This window comes from Burkholderia metallica (genome assembly GCF_902832845.1).
GTDB classification, from domain to species: Bacteria; Pseudomonadota; Gammaproteobacteria; order Burkholderiales; family Burkholderiaceae; genus Burkholderia; species Burkholderia metallica.
Genome location: NZ_CADFDB010000004.1, coordinates 272,722 through 289,763, shown reverse-complemented (window position 1 = coordinate 289,763; position 17,042 = coordinate 272,722). Strand labels below are relative to the sequence as shown.

At 60.2% G+C, this 17,042-nt stretch carries 14 protein-coding genes and 1 tRNA gene; 6 read left to right on the top strand and 9 right to left on the bottom strand.

Annotation, left to right across the window (positions count from 1 at the left end; translation table 11 throughout):
- Window positions 1-44: 44 nt before the first annotated feature.
- From HWX08_RS14145 to HWX08_RS14130, 4 genes are all read right to left on the bottom strand, one after another.
- Window positions 45-653, bottom strand: a complete 609-nt coding sequence (locus tag HWX08_RS14145; protein ID WP_069257498.1) for a DUF2889 domain-containing protein — start codon at window positions 651-653, stop codon at window positions 45-47.
- A gap of 146 nt (window positions 654-799) precedes the next feature.
- Window positions 800-1,669, bottom strand: a complete 870-nt coding sequence (gene recX / locus HWX08_RS14140; RefSeq protein ID WP_174921071.1) for a recombination regulator RecX — start codon at window positions 1,667-1,669, stop codon at window positions 800-802.
- Window positions 1,669-2,742 carry a recombinase RecA gene (gene recA, locus HWX08_RS14135; protein ID WP_069257500.1) on the bottom strand — a complete coding sequence of 358 codons (1,074 nt, stop codon included), beginning with the start codon at window positions 2,740-2,742 and terminating at the stop codon, window positions 1,669-1,671. The genes recX and recA overlap by 1 nt, the downstream gene beginning before the upstream one ends.
- Window positions 2,743-2,792: 50 nt before the next feature.
- On the bottom strand, window positions 2,793-2,933 hold the full coding sequence (locus HWX08_RS14130; protein ID WP_175807068.1) for a hypothetical protein: 141 nt from the start codon (window positions 2,931-2,933) through the stop codon (window positions 2,793-2,795).
- Here HWX08_RS14130 and HWX08_RS14125 point away from each other — a divergent pair.
- The 4 genes from HWX08_RS14125 (at window position 2,932) to HWX08_RS14110 (ending at window position 7,323) form a co-directional block, all read left to right on the top strand.
- Window positions 2,932-3,660, top strand: coding sequence for a response regulator transcription factor (locus HWX08_RS14125; RefSeq protein WP_069257501.1), 729 nt, complete (start codon window positions 2,932-2,934; stop codon window positions 3,658-3,660). The genes HWX08_RS14130 and HWX08_RS14125 overlap by 2 nt on opposite strands.
- A 17-nt stretch (window positions 3,661-3,677) precedes the next feature.
- Window positions 3,678-5,225 carry a sensor histidine kinase gene (locus HWX08_RS14120; protein ID WP_174921070.1) on the top strand — a complete coding sequence of 516 codons (1,548 nt, stop codon included), beginning with the start codon at window positions 3,678-3,680 and terminating at the stop codon, window positions 5,223-5,225.
- Window positions 5,226-5,451: 226 nt separating this feature from the next.
- Complete coding sequence (locus tag HWX08_RS14115) at window positions 5,452-7,110, top strand: MFS transporter (protein ID WP_069257503.1); 1,659 nt, start codon at window positions 5,452-5,454, stop codon at window positions 7,108-7,110.
- A gap of 136 nt (window positions 7,111-7,246) precedes the next feature.
- A tRNA-Met gene (locus HWX08_RS14110) sits at window positions 7,247-7,323 on the top strand.
- Window positions 7,324-7,443: 120 nt separating this feature from the next.
- Here the strand turns inward: HWX08_RS14110 and HWX08_RS14105 are convergent.
- The 4 genes from HWX08_RS14105 to HWX08_RS14090 form a co-directional block, all read right to left on the bottom strand.
- Complete coding sequence (locus HWX08_RS14105; RefSeq protein ID WP_059603387.1) at window positions 7,444-7,662, bottom strand: retron Se72 family effector protein; 219 nt, start codon at window positions 7,660-7,662, stop codon at window positions 7,444-7,446.
- Window positions 7,646-8,836 (bottom strand): reverse transcriptase family protein, encoded by a 1,191-nt coding sequence (locus HWX08_RS14100; protein ID WP_174921069.1) that lies wholly within the window; start codon window positions 8,834-8,836, stop codon window positions 7,646-7,648. The genes HWX08_RS14105 and HWX08_RS14100 overlap by 17 nt, the downstream gene beginning before the upstream one ends.
- Before the next feature lie 604 nt (window positions 8,837-9,440).
- The gene (locus HWX08_RS14095) at window positions 9,441-9,647 is read right to left on the bottom strand and encodes an antitoxin VbhA family protein (protein WP_059703965.1); all 207 of its coding nucleotides are present in this window, start codon (window positions 9,645-9,647) and stop codon (window positions 9,441-9,443) included.
- Window positions 9,648-9,654: 7 nt separating this feature from the next.
- Window positions 9,655-9,972 (bottom strand): tyrosine-type recombinase/integrase, encoded by a 318-nt coding sequence (locus HWX08_RS14090; protein ID WP_174921088.1) that lies wholly within the window; start codon window positions 9,970-9,972, stop codon window positions 9,655-9,657.
- A 90-nt stretch (window positions 9,973-10,062) separates the two neighbouring features.
- Here HWX08_RS14090 and HWX08_RS14085 point away from each other — a divergent pair, with 90 nt between their 5' ends.
- Together HWX08_RS14085 and HWX08_RS14080 are read left to right on the top strand one after the other, a co-directional pair.
- On the top strand, window positions 10,063-12,558 hold the full coding sequence (locus HWX08_RS14085; RefSeq protein WP_174921068.1) for a tetratricopeptide repeat protein: 2,496 nt from the start codon (window positions 10,063-10,065) through the stop codon (window positions 12,556-12,558).
- Between the two features lie 1,105 nt (window positions 12,559-13,663).
- Entirely contained in the window at window positions 13,664-15,856 is a 2,193-nt protein-coding gene (locus tag HWX08_RS14080; protein ID WP_069257504.1) for a WD40 repeat domain-containing protein, read from the top strand.
- Window positions 15,857-15,940: 84 nt separating this feature from the next.
- On the opposite strand, the gene HWX08_RS14075 is transcribed toward HWX08_RS14080, so the two are convergent.
- On the bottom strand, window positions 15,941-16,915 hold the full coding sequence (locus HWX08_RS14075; RefSeq protein WP_069257505.1) for a LysR family transcriptional regulator: 975 nt from the start codon (window positions 16,913-16,915) through the stop codon (window positions 15,941-15,943).
- Between the last annotated feature and the right edge of the window lie 127 nt (window positions 16,916-17,042).

Genomic DNA, 17,042 nt, shown 5'->3' with positions numbered 1-17,042 from the left:
TTGGATGAAAAGTCGCTTAAGACGCTTCTTCGAATGATTTCCGTTCATTCCTTCGTGCTGCCATCACCGGGCACGTCCGGCCGGCTCGCGCCATACCAGCGCGGGTAATACTGCCGCACGACCTCGCCGTCGAACCGCAACGCCCGGCAGCGGCCGAGCTGGAAAGGTGCGTCGTCGTGCGCGCCGTCGTGATCCGGCCCTTCGCCGCCTTCTTCACGCACGTTCCACACCTCCCCGGCGAACGCCTGGATCGCTGCCGTCGGCAGCACCGCGCACAGTTCGGTGAGATGGGAGCAGCCTGCGACGCCGGCGAGCAGCCGGTTCGCATTGCGGCGGAAGTTGCGGAAGAGATTGAGCCCGATAAGGGCCCGATAGGCGGGAGAGGCGGATTGACAGTGACCGGGATAGGGAACCCATTCCGAAGACGCTTCGGCGTCGACGACATTGAGGTCACGATCGATAGTCACGCGCAGCCAGAGTTCGTGGATCGGCAGGCCCTGGGGCCGGATGCCCGACGCAAGCGCGACATCGCGCGGCTTGTGGTCGGTCAGGCAGGCTTCGATATCCCACAAGCCGTCGCCGCGCTCGTAAGCTTCCGCTCGGATTGCGCGTCGATGTCGCAACTGACGGGGCACGGGCTCGGGTAGCGGCATGCTGGAGGTTGAGGCCGAAGAGGAAAACCCACGGATTTTAGCATATTGGGTATTTGAGACAGTTGGACGCGACGGCGGGTATTCCCGCCTGTCCGGAAGGGGTTGCGTTGCAGCAAAATCGCGCGCCACGCGCGCGATCGGCATGCTCAGTCGTCGATCGGGAAATCGTCGCCGACCTTCAGCAACTTCACGATGGTCGCGCTCGAGAAGCCGCGCGCGGCAAGAAAGCGCGCCTGCTTCGCACGCTCGGCCGGCGTTTGCGGCAGTGCACCGAATTTCTTGCGCCAGACGGCCTGCGCGCGCGCCCATTCGGTCTCGCGCAGCTGCGCATTCACCTCCTCGACGAGCGTGTCGCCCACCGCATGCCGCTTCAGCTCGCTGACGATGCGTGCGACACCGACACGCGACGCGCGACGATGCACGAGACTCTCGGCAAAGCGTGCATCGGACAGCCACCCTTCCTGCTCCAGCGCATCGAGCACGGGCTCGACGGATTCGTCTTCGCCGACGTAGGGCGCCAGCTTGCGCGCGAGTTCGGTGCGGCTGTATTCGCGCCTGGACAGATAGCCGAGTGCGCGCCCCTTCAACGACCGCTGCGGCTTCGATGATTTGCGCTCGCCGGCGCCGGCGGCTTCACCGGAAGCACTGCCGGCGGCAGCGCCCGATGCTCGACGCGTGCGGCGTGGATGCTGGCTGCTGCGTGTATAGACGTCTTCCCTGGCCGGCGCCGACGCATCGGGTGCGCGATCGCCCGGGAAGCTGACACCGGAAACACGACGGCGGGGGCGGTCGTGCGCGTCGAACGATTCATCGTCGTCGAACGGATCGGCCGGTGCGGCAATCTCAAACGAAACGAGGGCATCGTCGGATGCCCTCGTCGCGGTGCGGTTCGCGGCATCGCTGCCCACGCCCCGCCGATCGGCGCCCGAGGATCCGGCTCGCCGGCTGGAGCGGCCTGCCGTTTCGGGCACGTCGCTCTCCTCCGGCTCGCCAGCCTGACCTCGGCGCCCGATCATCACTCTTCTTCGTCCATCGCCTCGGCTTCGTCCTCGACCACACCATCGGGCATGGTGACCACGCCAAGCGATTCGCGAATGCGGTTCTCGATCTCGCGTGCGATTTCCGGATTTTCGCGCAGGAATTCACGCGCGTTGTCCTTGCCCTGGCCGATCTTCTCGCCGTTGTAGCTGTACCAGGCGCCCGCCTTGTCGACGATTTTCGCCTGCACGCCGAGATCGATGATCTCGCCCTGACGCGAAATGCCTTCGCCATACAGGATGTCGAAGATCGCTTCGCGGAACGGCGGCGACACCTTGTTCTTGACGACCTTCACGCGGGTTTCGTTGCCGATCACCTCGTCGTTCTTCTTGATCGAGCCGATCCGGCGGATGTCGAGACGCACCGACGAATAGAACTTGAGCGCGTTGCCGCCCGTCGTGGTTTCCGGGTTGCCGAACATCACGCCGATCTTCATCCGGATCTGGTTGATGAAGATCACCAGGCAGTTCGTGCGCTTGATCGTGCCGGTCAGCTTGCGCAGCGCCTGCGACATCAGGCGGGCCTGCAGACCCGGCAGCGAATCGCCCATCTCGCCTTCGATTTCAGCCTTCGGCACGAGCGCCGCGACCGAGTCGATGACGATCATGTCGATCGAGCCCGAGCGCACCAGCGCGTCGGTGATTTCCAGCGCCTGCTCGCCGGTGTCCGGCTGCGAGATCAGCAGCTCCGGCACGTTCACGCCGAGCTTCGCTGCATATTGAACGTCGAGCGCGTGCTCGGCGTCGATGAACGCGGCCGTGCCGCCCAGCTTCTGCAGTTCGGCAATGACCTGCAGCGTGAGCGTGGTTTTACCGGACGATTCCGGACCGTAGATCTCGACCACCCGGCCGCGCGGCAGGCCGCCGACGCCAAGCGCGATATCGAGACCGAGCGAGCCCGTGGACACGACCTGGATGTTCTCGGCCGCCTCGGCGTCGCCCATGCGCATGATCGAGCCCTTGCCGAACTGCTTTTCGATCTGGGCAAGCGCGGCGGCCAGCGCCTTGCTCTTCTCGGCGGTCATCCCGGAGCCCTTCTTGCTATCTTCCATGAATCGTCCTTTGCTATGATGAGCAGCGTCTGTAAGAGGCGCGCCCGCTATCAAGCGCTGCCCATGAATGCAGACACTGTATAAAAAAACAGTGTTTTGTGCAAGCCCGCAATGCAGGCTGCGTTGTATACGAATAACTTCGGAGACAGCCGGCCGGCGCGAACGCCCTGCCGGCCATCGGTCAGCACCATGCGAATTCTCATCGCGGAAGACGACAGCATACTCGCGGACGGCCTCACCCGGTCACTCCGCCAATCGGGCTATGCGGTCGACCACGTGAAGACCGGCGTCGACGCCGATACCGCGCTGTCGATGCAGACCTTCGACCTGCTGATCCTCGATCTCGGGCTCCCGAAAATGTCCGGGCTCGACGTGCTCAAGCGCCTGCGCGCCCGCAATTCCAACCTTCCCGTGCTGATCCTGACGGCCGCCGACAGCGTCGACGAGCGCGTGAAGGGGCTCGACCTCGGCGCCGACGACTACATGGCCAAGCCGTTCGCACTCAACGAGCTCGAGGCGCGCGTGCGCGCGCTGACCCGGCGCGGCGCGGGCGGCGGCCCGACCGTCGTGCGCCACGGCTCGCTCGCGTTCGACCAGGTCGGCCGGATCGCGTATGCGAACGATCGCGTGCTCGATCTTTCCGCGCGCGAACTCGGCCTGCTCGAAGTGCTGCTGCAGCGGATCGGCCGGCTCGTGTCGAAGGAGCAGCTCGTCGACCATCTGTGCGAATGGGGCGAGGAAGTGAGCAACAACGCGATCGAAGTCTACGTGCACCGGCTGCGCAAGAAGATCGAACCCAGCGGCGTACGGATCTCGACCGTGCGCGGCCTCGGCTATTGCCTCGAGAAAGTCGCGCCCGCCGCGCCGACCGACACGGCCGCGCCCCAGCCCGCGGTGGCCGGCACGCCGCTGCGCTGAACCCGGGCGTCGCCGCGATGGCCACGCCGGCCCATCCCCGCCAACCGACCGGCGCGCCGTCGTCGGCCGCCGACGAGGCGCGCGACGCGCGCTACGAAAACCCGTTCGCCCCGCCCGACGAAACCGATGCGCCCGAGGCGCCACGCCCGCGCTCGCTGTTCGGCGAGATCCTCGACTGGATGCTCGCGCCGCTGCTGCTGCTGTGGCCGATGAGCATCGCCGTCACCTATCTGGTCGCGAAAACGATCGCGAACGGCCCGTTCGATCGCGCGCTCGAGACCAACGCGTACGTGCTCGCGCGGCAGATCCATCCGGTCAACGGCGTCGCCGAGCTGACGCTGCCGGAGCAGACGCGCGACTTCCTGCGCGCGGACAACGTCGACAGCGTCTACTTCCAGGTGCTCGGCACGCGCGGCGAGCTGGTCGCGGGCGAAGCCGACATGCCGCTGCCGCGCGACGAGGACCGGCCGCCGCCCGGCGTCGTCATGTTTCGCGACGACCTGCTGCGCGGCAACGACGTGCGCGTCGCCTATACGACGGTCGCGCTGCCGCGATCCGACGCCACGCAGCCCGTGCTCGTGCAGGTCGGCGAAACGCTCGACAAGCGCAACGCACTCGCGAACGACATCATCAAGGGCGTGATCCTGCCGCAGTTCGTGATCCTGCCGCTCGCGATCCTGTTGGTGTGGTTCGGGCTGTCGCGCGGGCTCGCGCCGCTCAACGCGCTGCAGGCGCACATCCGCGCGCGGCGGCCCGACGACCTGTCGCCCGTCGAGGCGCAGCGCGCGCCGCCCGAGATCGAGCCGCTCGTCACGTCGTTCAACGACCTGCTCGCCCGCCTCGAACAGAACATGGCGCTGCAAAAGCGCTTCATCGCCGACGCCGCCCATCAGATGAAGACGCCGCTTGCGGGCCTGCGCACGCAGGCCGAGTTCGCGCTGCGCCATCCGGTCCCGCCCGACGTGCAGCGCTCGCTCGAACAGATCGCGACCAGCTCCGAGCAGGCCGCGCGGCTCGTCACGCAGTTGCTCGCGCTCGCGCGCGCCGAGAACCGTGCGAGCGGGCTGACGTTCGAGCCGGTCGAGATCGCGTCGCTCGCGCGGCGCGCGGTGCGCGACTGGGTGCAGGCCGCGCTCGCGAAACGGATGGATCTCGGCTACGAAGGCCCGCCGGACGACACGCCGCTCGACGTCGACGGCCATCCGGTGATGCTGCGCGAGATGCTCGGCAACCTGATCGACAACGCGATCCGCTACACGCCGGACGGCGGCCGCATCACGGTGCGTGTGCGCGCCGAGCCCGCGACGCGGGTCGTGCATCTCGAAGTCGAAGATACCGGCCCCGGCATCCCGGCCGCCGAACGCGAGCGCGTCGTCGAGCGCTTCTACCGGATTCTCGGCCGCGAAGGCGACGGCAGCGGCCTCGGCCTTGCGATCGTGCGCGAGATCGCCACGCAGCACGGCGGCACGCTGACGCTCGACGATCACGTGTACCAGCACGCGCCGCGCCTCGCCGGCACGCTCGTACGCGTCAGCCTGCCGCTGACCGATACGCCCCCGGATTAACCCTGACGCGCACCGCCGCAGCACGCCGCAACAACGTCGAAACCGGCTACTTGCCGGACGTTGAAGGCACGATGGCTATACGAAGCAGACGATTCGGCGCGGGTTAACGTGCAGCCGTTTTGCCGGCGCGCGTCAGTCCGCCGTAAGTTTCCGTACCAATAATCCTCGACAGGCCCGCTTACCCGAGGCGGCCGCACATCTAAATCAAGGGACTTGGAGACGACTCATGGCAACCCTAGGCGGGCAAATTTCGCACTCGCCGATGACGGGCGAAGAGAAGAAGGTGATCTTCGCGTCGTCGCTCGGCACCGTGTTCGAGTGGTACGACTTTTACCTGGCCGGCTCGCTCGCGGCCTACATCAGCAAGAGCTTCTTCTCCGGCGTCAACCCGACCGCCGCCTTCATCTTCACGCTGCTCGGCTTCGCCGCCGGCTTCGCGGTGCGGCCGTTCGGCGCGATCGTGTTCGGCCGCCTCGGCGATCTCGTCGGCCGCAAGCACACGTTCCTCGTGACGATCGTGATCATGGGCGTCTCGACGTTCGTGGTCGGCTTCCTGCCCGGCTACGCGTCGATCGGCATCGCCGCGCCCGTGATCTTCATCGCGATGCGGCTGTTGCAGGGCCTCGCGCTCGGCGGCGAGTACGGCGGCGCGGCGACCTATGTCGCCGAGCATGCGCCGGCCAACCGTCGCGGCTTCTACACCGCGTGGATCCAGACGACCGCCACGCTCGGCCTGTTCCTGTCGCTGCTCGTGATCCTCGGCGTGCGCACGCTCATCGGAGAGGAGGCGTTCGGCAGCTGGGGCTGGCGCGTGCCGTTCGTCGCGTCGATCCTGCTGCTCGCGGTGTCGGTGTGGATCCGGATGCAGCTGAACGAATCGCCGGTATTCCTGCGCATCAAGGCCGAAGGCAAGACGTCGAAGGCGCCGCTGACCGAAGCGTTCGGCCAGTGGAAGAACCTGAAGATCGTGATCCTCGCGCTCGTCGGCCTGACCGCCGGCCAGGCCGTCGTGTGGTACACGGGCCAGTTCTACGCGCTGTTCTTCCTCACGCAGACGCTGAAGGTCGACGGTGCGAGCGCGAACATCCTGATCGCGATCGCACTCTTGATCGGCACGCCGTTCTTCCTGTTCTTCGGTTCGCTGTCGGACAAGATCGGCCGCAAGCCGATCATCCTCGCGGGCTGCCTGATCGCGGCGCTGACCTACTTCCCGCTGTTCAAGGCACTCACGCACTACGCGAACCCGCAGCTCGAACTCGCGACGCAGAAGGCGCCGATCTCGGTCGTCGCCGATCCGGCCACCTGTTCGTTCCAGTTCAACCCGGTGGGGACGTCGAAGTTCACGAGCTCGTGCGACATCGTGAAAAGTGCGCTCGCGAAAGCCGGCCTGAACTACGAGAACGTCGCGGCACCGGCCGGCACGCTGGCCGAAATCAAGGTGGGCGACACGGTGATCCCGGCGTATGACGGCAAGGCGGCCGACGCGAAAGCTCAGGGGGCGGCGTTCGACAAGACGCTCGCGTCGACGCTGAAGGCGGCCGGCTACCCGCCGAAGGCGGACCCGGCACAGCTCAACTGGCCGATGACGATCGTGATCCTAACGATCCTCGTGATCTACGTGACGATGGTGTACGGCCCGATCGCCGCGATGCTGGTCGAGATGTTCCCGACGCGGATCCGCTACACGTCGATGTCGCTGCCCTATCACATCGGCAACGGCTGGTTCGGCGGCTTCCTGCCGGCGACCGCGTTCGCGATCGTCGCGGCGAAGGGCGACATCTATTCGGGCCTCTGGTATCCGATCGTGATCGCGCTGGCCACCTTCGTGATCGGTCTGTTGTTCGTCAAGGAGACGAAGGACTCGAACATCTACGCGCAGGATTGACGCGGATGGCGGGCGGTTGCCGGTCCGAGGCAACGCGCCCGCAACGAGGCTGGAACGGGCCGCCGGCAACTTTTTTCACGGAAGACGGGAAAAGGTGTTGACAGCCCGGCGGGCGATCTGCATAATTCAAGTCTTCGGCGAATTAGCTCAGTCGGTTAGAGCGACGGAATCATAATCCGCAGGTCCGGGGTTCGAATCCCTGATTCGCCACCAAATGCAGAAAGGGCTCAGCGCAAGCTGGGCCCTTTTTCTTTGCTCCTCAAAGCCCTCATCGCTCCGCAAACTCAGTTCGAACCCGCTCTTGCGAGCAGCGATACAACCCCAAATAGCAAGTTACCCGATGCGCTCCACCTGCTTCGCGCAGGGCCCCTTCTGGCCAGCGCTCAAGACGAACTTTACTTTCGCCCCCTCAAAAACGTCGGACTCATCCTTCACATCGCGAAAGTAGAAGAACACATCCTTCCCCTTCTCTCTCGTGATGAAGCCAAAACCCTTAAACGGGTAATAGGCCTTCACCGTGCCGAAGCACACTTCATCAGATAGGTTCGTCATATAACGTCGCACTAGACGGTTTCGTGGGCTTACAGACCAGCAGCTTGCGCCTCAAACTGTGGGCCAACGCAGCGTCACTCCGCGCCACGATGTTCAGCCGCTGCATAGTTTTGAAATAACTCAGGCTAAACGAATATTTTCCTCGGTCAGCAACAGACGCGCGACTGAGCATCTCGACGATCTTCCGCGTCTTAGTCATTTCGCTCACATCGTATAGCGGCAGAATGTCCGCCAAAGTCTTCCGCAGCCGGCCGGCCTCGGCGTGCATCAAATAATTGAGCATTGCCACCTTACCCGACGCGCTAGCGTGCTTCTTGTGATAGTCCAGACTCGTTCTGCTTGTCGCTGCAGCCTGCTTGCACTGATACACCTCGACCCGAATCGCTCGGCGCGTCGCCGAATTCACCCGCGGAGCGCCACGATTAAGCCACAGCCCCGTCACCTCCATTAGGCTTTCCGGATTCGACTTTGATGAAACGCGCGTCTTCGGCTTCTTTAGACGTAAACCCTTGCCCTTCAACATCTTCGAAATCATTTCTATGATCTTCGACACTCTTTGTACGGGCAATGGCTTAGGAGACGAAACAGTAATGTCGTCCAACAATCGCGTATACGTTAGACCAGCATTCTCGCAATACTGGACCACATGGTACTCAACATCATGCAAGACCAAATTCGCCAAATGCGAACTCGTACAAGCCCCTTGAGGAACTCTCTTGTTGAATGTCGTAAGCTTAGCGAGCAACTCCGCTACCTCGGGGCTAAATTTCAAAAAATGCTGATAAATCCCGAGAACGCGTTCAAACGTAATAGACGGATAAAAATCCTTTACGTCTAGCGCAATGATAGTATGCCTATCCTTGTGAGCCCCCGCATTTCGAACATAGTCCTTCCCATCGATCCCGCCGTACAAATAATGCGGATATTCGATATGAGAAAAAATCTCACGATTAATGCGCTTCTGAATTGTCTTTAGATGCAAACTTGGAATAACAATCGCACGCTGCTTGCCGTCGCCTTTCGGTATCAGGTATGGCGTGTAATGCCGATCCAAGTTATTCGCGGCGTGCCTCAGAACAGGTTCCGCCACGCGCAAGGCCGATGCCAAGGCGGCTGTGGTACCGATCGGTTTTTTCGTGTAATACGGCCGCATAACAGAAAAAAAGGTAGACACCTACTTTACCTAATGAGATGGTGAATCTTATCCCACGGCAAAGATTCCAGCAGCAGCCAACACCTGGAAACCAGGGCGGCGATGCCGAGCCAACGGTTAGCGCCATCTACAATATTGGTCCACTCTCGCTTTCCAACATTCGCCTTCTTGGCAACGCGAGCGCTGCCGATCGTCGTCTTTGGTTTACGCTTTCGCATAAAACATCCTCCATTCGGGTTATGTCGGGCTCAGAGTCCCGACAGCCCACCACCGAACAGAGGAACGGAAACAACAACTCACCGTGGCTCAGGTGCCTACGCATTTTGCTCATCAACCGTAGCTAGACGCAGCCACCAATCCTAGCCGCAGCAGACAGCGCTACGAGCCCGATCAGCGGACCGGCATCCCGGTCATGTCCTGACTTGAAAAAACCAAGCAGAACGTCTCATGCGAGACCCAGATTTTCCGTTCAACGACCAACGACTTACAGAAGACAGACAGCCTAGGCGATACGCCTAGTTCGCACGAATCTACCCCAAGAATTCGGAAAAAACAACTCACCGAAAACCATACTAGCAATATTTTCCGCCTTCACCACATCCCTACCCAGCTGCACCGGACACCGTCATTTCAACATCTTGGCATCGCGTACGTATGCGATCATTAGTCGCAAAAACTCGTCAAAATCAATTTCACCGACAACCAGCCGCTCCTTCAACTCCGCTTCGAACTCACTCGGCTCGTAGCCCTCCAATCGTGATATTGCGTCCGCCCGGCGAAATAGCTCTCGCAGCTCGCCCTGCCGCCCCGCGTCATTAAGTCTTTCCACCATCTCGCCCTCACTTGGTCGGGTCAACCTTATCGCCTTTACGCTCACGCACGTAGTGCTCGGTCATCGCAAGCGACTTATGCCCCAACTGACGCTGTGCTGCCCTAATATCGCCTGCCGACTCAGTCTTGTCAGTCCCCGCCTTTGCCCGGAGATCTCGAAACTGAAAGGCGTCCTTCGGCACGCCAGCAAGCTCGCGCGCGCGATCGAACCGAAACCGTAGCGCGTCAGCCATCAACCGCTCGCCGGCCTCATTCACCACCAGCGCGGTACTGACCACCTTATACCCCTTCTTCCGGTCACGAATACGCTCCAACACACCCGCCAGCTGCCCCGTAACGGAAAGCTGCCGGCCCGCGTGCCCCGAGTGATATCCTTGGCAGGAAGAACCCGACTGTCATTTTTTTGCCGAACGACTATGAAAGAAGAAGATGCGCAGGTGATTAGAGACCAAATCTGTCCGCTTATAGAGAAGGGAGAAATAGCTCTTCTGCTTGGTGCCGGATTTAGCTATCGCAACGAGTCGATCAACGGTGAGATACCGACCGGGGACGGTCTGAAGGAGGCATTGCTTGCCAAATGCGGTGTCGAGCCGGGTCCCAAAACGACACTAAAGGATGCATACACATACGCATCAAGAAGGATTCAAGACTTCAGCAATTACCTGCGCGACTTTTTTATTGTTGATAAAGCCGAACCGTGGCAAGAGAAAATTTTCCAGTACGTTTGGAATCGTATATATACGACCAACATCGATAACGTTTTAAATGTTGCCCATCAAACGTGCAAAGCGCGCGGGCTGACGTCTGCCGAATTTGAATTTTTCAATTATTGCGATCAAGCTTCGGCCTCAAACGTCATAGGCAGCACCCCAGTTGTAGCGATTCATGGAACGATTGAGCAGCTAGAAAAAGGATTTATTTTCTCCAATCTTGAATATGCGATCGCCGCAAACAAACTCTTTGACTGGCACAACGAACTTGCGGCGCGAATGCTGCTTGGCGGCTTGGTAGTTATTGGAAACCAGCTGGATGAGTCAGACATTGACACATACCTTTCGCGACGCAGCGAAACTTACGGCACTTCAGATAAATCCGCCAGCAACTGGATTGTTATGCCAGCCCCCGATGCCATAAAAAAAGAAAATTATGTCGAGGCGGGATATTGCGTAATCGACGCGACGGCCGAAGAATTTTTCAGTGTCATATACAGGCACCTACGCCCGAAAAAGATTGCTGACTTGGTACTTGAATCCATTCCTGCTGTGAAAGCCAAATTCGCATCGGTCGGGGCAATGACTTGGTTCAAAGAGGCCTTCAGTCCGATCCTACAATCGATAGAAAAGTCGCACAACGAATCCGGAATTTTGCGGCACTTCGTAACTGGCGCCCATCCGGAGTGGTTTTACATCACCAACGACGCACACGCAAAAACCCCTCGCATCGAAAAGCTTACGCAATTTATTTCGACCACACTTTCAAATGCGAGCGAAGGGATCGGCCTAATGCACATAATTGGCCCCAGCGGATCAGGGAAAACCACCGGCATTCGGTCAGCCCTTCTTAGCATCGCAGATAAATACCCATACATTTACGAGTACGGCTCGTCAAATGGTATCGATATCAACAAGTTCATATCAATAATTTCCGGATTTTCAGACAAATCAAAGGCCGTCTTTGTATTTTATAGCGCCGCCGAGTTCTATTACGCAATCAACTCCGTCGCGCGCGATCTCCAGGAGAAAATCAGGTCGTACTGTCTATTTATCCTTGAGGATAGAATTTACGACTTCAAAGTTAATTCTCGCCACCTGCCCGACGTTCAAGCCGATCCAGCAATTTTTGAATTTGGGTCATTGACATACGAAGATGCAAAGTCAATTTGCACCAGAATTAGCAACCACGCCATCAAATTGGGAGACTTTTCAGAATTATCACTTGAAAAGCAGGCCGGCACCTTGATGAACCGGGAGCGCGGATTCAATGGAGATCTGCTTTCCGCCCTATACTCCCTTACAACTCACGAGAATTTCGAGACAAAGATCTTCAACGAGTATCATGCCGTTAAAGACAAAAATGCGAAATCCATACTCAGCGTCGTCGCAATCCTTAATCACCTCGGATTCTCCGTCCCCGTCAACTATGTGGCGGGAATAACGAACATCACCGTCCCGGATATCGAGCACCAAATTGCCACAAATCTTTCCGGAATAGTTGTCGACTTTGCGTCGCGCGGAGTACTTACCTGCCGGCATCGCGTGATCGCGGATTGCTATTTTGAAAACTGTATCGCGCAAAATGGCACGCAAGAGCAGATTCTCGACATTCTTGAATATTTATCCAACAAATTCACTGTCGAGGACATCAAATATCATCCACTTCCTTATCAATTTTACAAAAGCATAATTTCTTTCGATTTCCTCTACGAACAATATTTTCCATACCAAACGAGAAAGAATGATGCCGAACGAGTATACCACCATGCACAGAAATTGTATGGTCAGGACGGAGTGTTCTGGCTGCAATTCGGACGTTTCTATCGAAAAATTGGTCGTTTCGACGATGCAATTGATTGCTTCAGAACCGGCTTGGATTTCTACGATTCCTTCCAGACGAGGCATTCACTTGGGGTAGCCTTGGTCGCAAAGTATATACACGAAAAGTTCAACGATCGCGAACTGCTCGTGGAGGGTTTAGAATACCTTGAATATGAGCGCCTTAGAAGAGGAATCTCCGATCCCTATCCGACTGCAACTATCTGCGGATATCTCATTAGAATTTGCCAGGCGAAACCGAAAGATACCGAAACAGCAGAGAAACTCAAAGAATGCATAAATTTCGGAATTAAGCACTTCAAAGAAGATGAATATTTTGCGCGGCAGTTGAAGTTGTACTTAAAAATGACGACAAAATGATGGTGGACTCCGAAGGAAGAATTGTGTGATGTTTTCCCGCAGTGTTGCACGGACTGAAGGTGCAGCACTGCAACCACCACAAGGCGTAGAGACAGAACGGTGGTAGCCATGCAGCAACGGCCGATCGAGATACCGTCGCAAGTGACAGCTTTAGCCGGTTGCCCGCTGGGCGACGCCGCTGTAAGCCAGTCGTCGATGCAGAGCGAACAAATGGTTTCGACAGCGGCTTACGGTGAGGGCAGTGAACGCCTACTGTCTTCCAAATTGGACATTTGACCCATTACTTGCGGTCGGTCGGCGAAGATTCAGGCGCGCCTCGTGTAGCTTGCACGCGTTGTTGCCCCTGTTTTGCGGTGCAGCGGGAGTACGGCGCTCTGTTTCTCCGCACTGCCCGGGATTACGCTAAACCACTGACGCTAAACAACTTTCCATTTCGGCTGTTTCCGGGCAGATGGCCTTAATTTTCAACAACTTACCGCGTTACGCGCCGAATCATAATCCGCAGGTCCGGGGTTCGAATCCCTGATTCGCCACCAAATTCGAGAGCCGCTGTTTCGAAAGGAACAGCGGCTTTTTCATTTGCTCCACCCGGAAAACACATATCGTCACATCGCATTGACCGTGTGGACCTCCCTGGTCGAATGCGACGACCAATCGGCCATCGTCAATCGCACACTTCCGGTTGAAATCGATCCGCGACTTGAGTTCGCCAACGCGAGCGGTCGCGTTGAATGGCCGCGGTTCCTTCTTTCGGGCTCGTCACGCGTCCCGACACCAGTGTCTGCACATGACCGGCGCCAGCAAGAACGGTTGAACACAGCAGCCATCCGTGACACGCGCTTTCAGTTCAGCACTAAAGTACCGGCCCACGCTCTCGTGGCAACAATGATCGAGCCATTGATTTCGAGATCCGAGGGGATACGCAACCGATGCCGGCATCCCTCCGTAAAAAGTCGCTCCACTCGCCGATGCCTGTATGCAGTGATACCGAACGGCGCAAAAGTTGATACCCCTTGCAACGACGCCCGGCACACAGCAGCATGAGCGCCACGCCGCGCTTAGAATCGGTACGTCCAAATTTCCGCTGCATCCGGGCATAACGTCGATGAAAAAACGCCTCGCATGCTTCCTGCTGTGTCTGACCGGCCTGGCACTCCCGCTCACGAGCCAGGCCGACCCTCTGCCCGACACCACTGTCGACGGCCTGCATTGGAGATTCGAGCAGTTGCACGATACCGGGCACGACGACGATTACGAAGTCGCCGCCCGCCGAGGCGAACAGGTCCTGATCTGGGACAACGGCAAGAACCGGCAAGCTTATGCGGAAGCCGTGTTCCTGCTGGTCTCCTCCTCCTACGATCAGGTGCAGCCGCTGGTGCAGCGCGTGCTGCAACGGACGAGCCCGGTACAAGCCAGTGCCAATAGCTGGCAGTTGCAGAATTTGCCGGACCCCTGGAGCCATGTGCTGTTGTCGCGCCGGCCGGACCTGCGCGCGGCCATCGCCGACCACTCTACGCTGCCAAAACTGCAGCAAGCGCTGCAACAAGGCGCGATCACCCGACAGGAACTGGACTGGCGCATGGATCAGGCACGGGCACGCGTCGACCGGCTGTTCCTAGGTTCCGACCTGCCAGCGTTGCAGACCACCTATGCCTTCTGGGAGGCCCGCCAGGACCACCGCGATGGCATCACCGGTCAGTACCGGAGTGCGCTGTTCCTCAGGGTGCAGGACGCCAGCGCCATATTCGGGCATCCGGCCACGGTCGTTCAGTTCGGTCGCATCGACTCCCGGCCCAACCCCGACTACAGCCTGTGGAAAGCACTGACACTTCAGGACCTGGACGTGTTCAGCGGCAACCGGACTCAATCCAGCAGGACCGGCATCTCCGTCGTCCCGGGCGACGTGTTCACGGCATTGACCGACGCGTTGTCCGCACTGCCGGCCAAGCTGGAAATCGCCACGTCGCCTGCTGCATGGCAGTTACCGTCGACACCGTCGATGCCGCCGCCCGCGATCAAGCTGGTTGTGCCGGACCAGAGCGCCCCCGCAATCAAGCCCTCAATCATCCGCTGGGACAAGTTCGTGACCGATCCGTCCCAACGCACGTTGCCGTACCCGCACGACATCCTCGGCCTGCCGGATGGCAGCCTGCTGTTTAGCGCCCAGGTCGCCGACAACCGCGGCTGGAACGAGTATGTGTGGCGGCTGCACGCGGTCAACGGCGCGTTGCAGGCGGACGAAGTCTGGCACGGCCAGGATGGCCCCCGACGGATGATGATCAACGGCGACGGCAGCGCCGTCTGGTTCGACGGCCAGCCGGACACCAAGAGCAAGCCGTGCCTGTACCGATATGACATCGCGAGCCGCAAGGTCGATCGTCATGAAGTCGTCTGGCCGAGCGACACCGATTGGCGAGCTCATCAGATGAGCGATATGTACTGGATTCTCGACGACGATCTGCCGGCCAATTTCTGGCATGACCTCCGGGATAGCAAGAAGGACGCGAATCCGGTCGGCTCCCAGTTTCTGACCGTACAGCGCCCGGCGTCAGCGCCGCCGGGCACCGACAATCCATGGCCGTTCGTCACCACGCTGTCGTCGGTACGCCAGTCGCTGATGGACGAGATCAGCAACGGCAGCAATGCGCTGATCTGGCCCGTACGCTGGCGGCCTTCCGGAAGCTACTGGACGGAGGACTCGCAAGGGCTCGCCGAACTGGACGCCCGCACCGGCCGAGCGCTGCGTACGATTGCCTTACCCCAGCGCTTCGGCACGCCGGATTCCGTGAGCGCCGCCGGCATCGCGCAATGGGTGCCCAAGCCGCTCGGCTCACCGCAGGGTCAATGGATCGCGACAGGCTTTGTGCTGCTGCTCGACGACGACGGCAGCATGCCTCCTGCCATGAAGTACACCGGCACGAAACGGGCGCGCTTCGTCGGCATGCACGTGGTGGATCTCAAGAGCGGGCACGTGCTGTCGGCCCTGCTGGGCACTGCCAACGACCTCAAGGCTGCCGCCCGTTCTGCGAACGGACGCTTCCTTGCGATGGGCACGACCTACCGCACAGGCGGCTGGAAGCATCGCGTGACACTCTGGGACGTCGCACAGGGCCGCACGCCCGTGCAGCTAGACGCATCGTCGCTACCCAAAGACAGCGAGATCAAGGCGCTGGCCTTTTCGTGGGACGGTTCGGCGCTGTGGGCAATCGGCACGCGTGAACTGATGCTGTGGAAATTGCCCGCCGCGCTGCGCGATCGTGCGACGCGAGGCGCTGCTCCGGATCAATCCCACAATTGAAGCCGCGGCATCGACGCTGCACTTCTCCTGGACGCCAAAACTGCGGGGCCGGCGACACAGAGCCCCCGGCCGCGCCCCGGCACTTCACGCCGCCACCGCCCCTCTCTGCAGCTTCGCCGCCTGCGCCTCCACCCGCCCCCGCCAGTTCTCCCCACCCTCCAGCGACGGCGTCGACTCGAACACCTCCGCGATCCAGTCGGCGAACACACGAACCTTCTGCGACAGATGCCGGTTGTGCGGATAAACGATCGAGATCGGCTTCGGCTTCGGATTGCAGTCCGGCAGCACCTCGACCAGCGAGCCGTCGAGCAGGTTCGGCAGCACCATGAACAACGTCGGCTGGATCATCCCGAACCCTTCGAGCCCGCACGTCACGTAGGCATCCGAATCGTTGACCGTGACGCTCCCGTTCATTCGCACCTCGAACGGCTTGCCGTCGATCATGAACACCCACGGAATCGGCCGCGCGCCGTGGCTCGAACGAAAGTTCACCGCATGATGTTCGGCGAGATCGGCAATCTCGTGCGGCTCGCCGTGACGCGCGAGATAATCGGGCGACGCGCAGGTCACGCGCTTGAGCATCCCGATCCGCCGCGCGACCATCGACGAATCCTCGAGCGGCCCGACCCGGATCATGCAATCGATGCCCTCCTCGACCGGGTCCACGTAGCGATCGGAAAGCCCCAGTTCGAGCGTGATGTCCGGGTAGCGCTGCCGGAAAATCGACAACGACGGCAGCACGATGCGCCGCCCGAGCGAACTCGGCATGTGGACGCGCAGCACGCCGCTCGGCTTGCGGTTGCCGGTCTGGAAACTCGCGTCGGCCTCCGCGATCTCCGAGATGATCTTCATGCAATGCTCGTAGTACGCAGCACCTTCCGGCGTCAGCGACAGCCGGCGCGTCGTCCGGTGCATCAGGCGCACGCCGAGCAGCGCCTCGAGATTCTGGATGATGGTCGTCACCGACGCGCGCGGCATCGCGAGCGTGTCGGCCGCACGCGTGAAGCTGTTCGCGTCGACCACACGAGTAAAAACTTCCATTGCCTGGATTCGGTCCATGCTGCCCCCCTTCGAATCGCCAACGGAACAGAATAGAGCGCGCGACGGTCGCGGCACAAGCCCCCATCCATTGTTCTCAGATCCTGAATAGTTTCGGCATTTCGGACTGGAAAGCGTCCGGTTTACG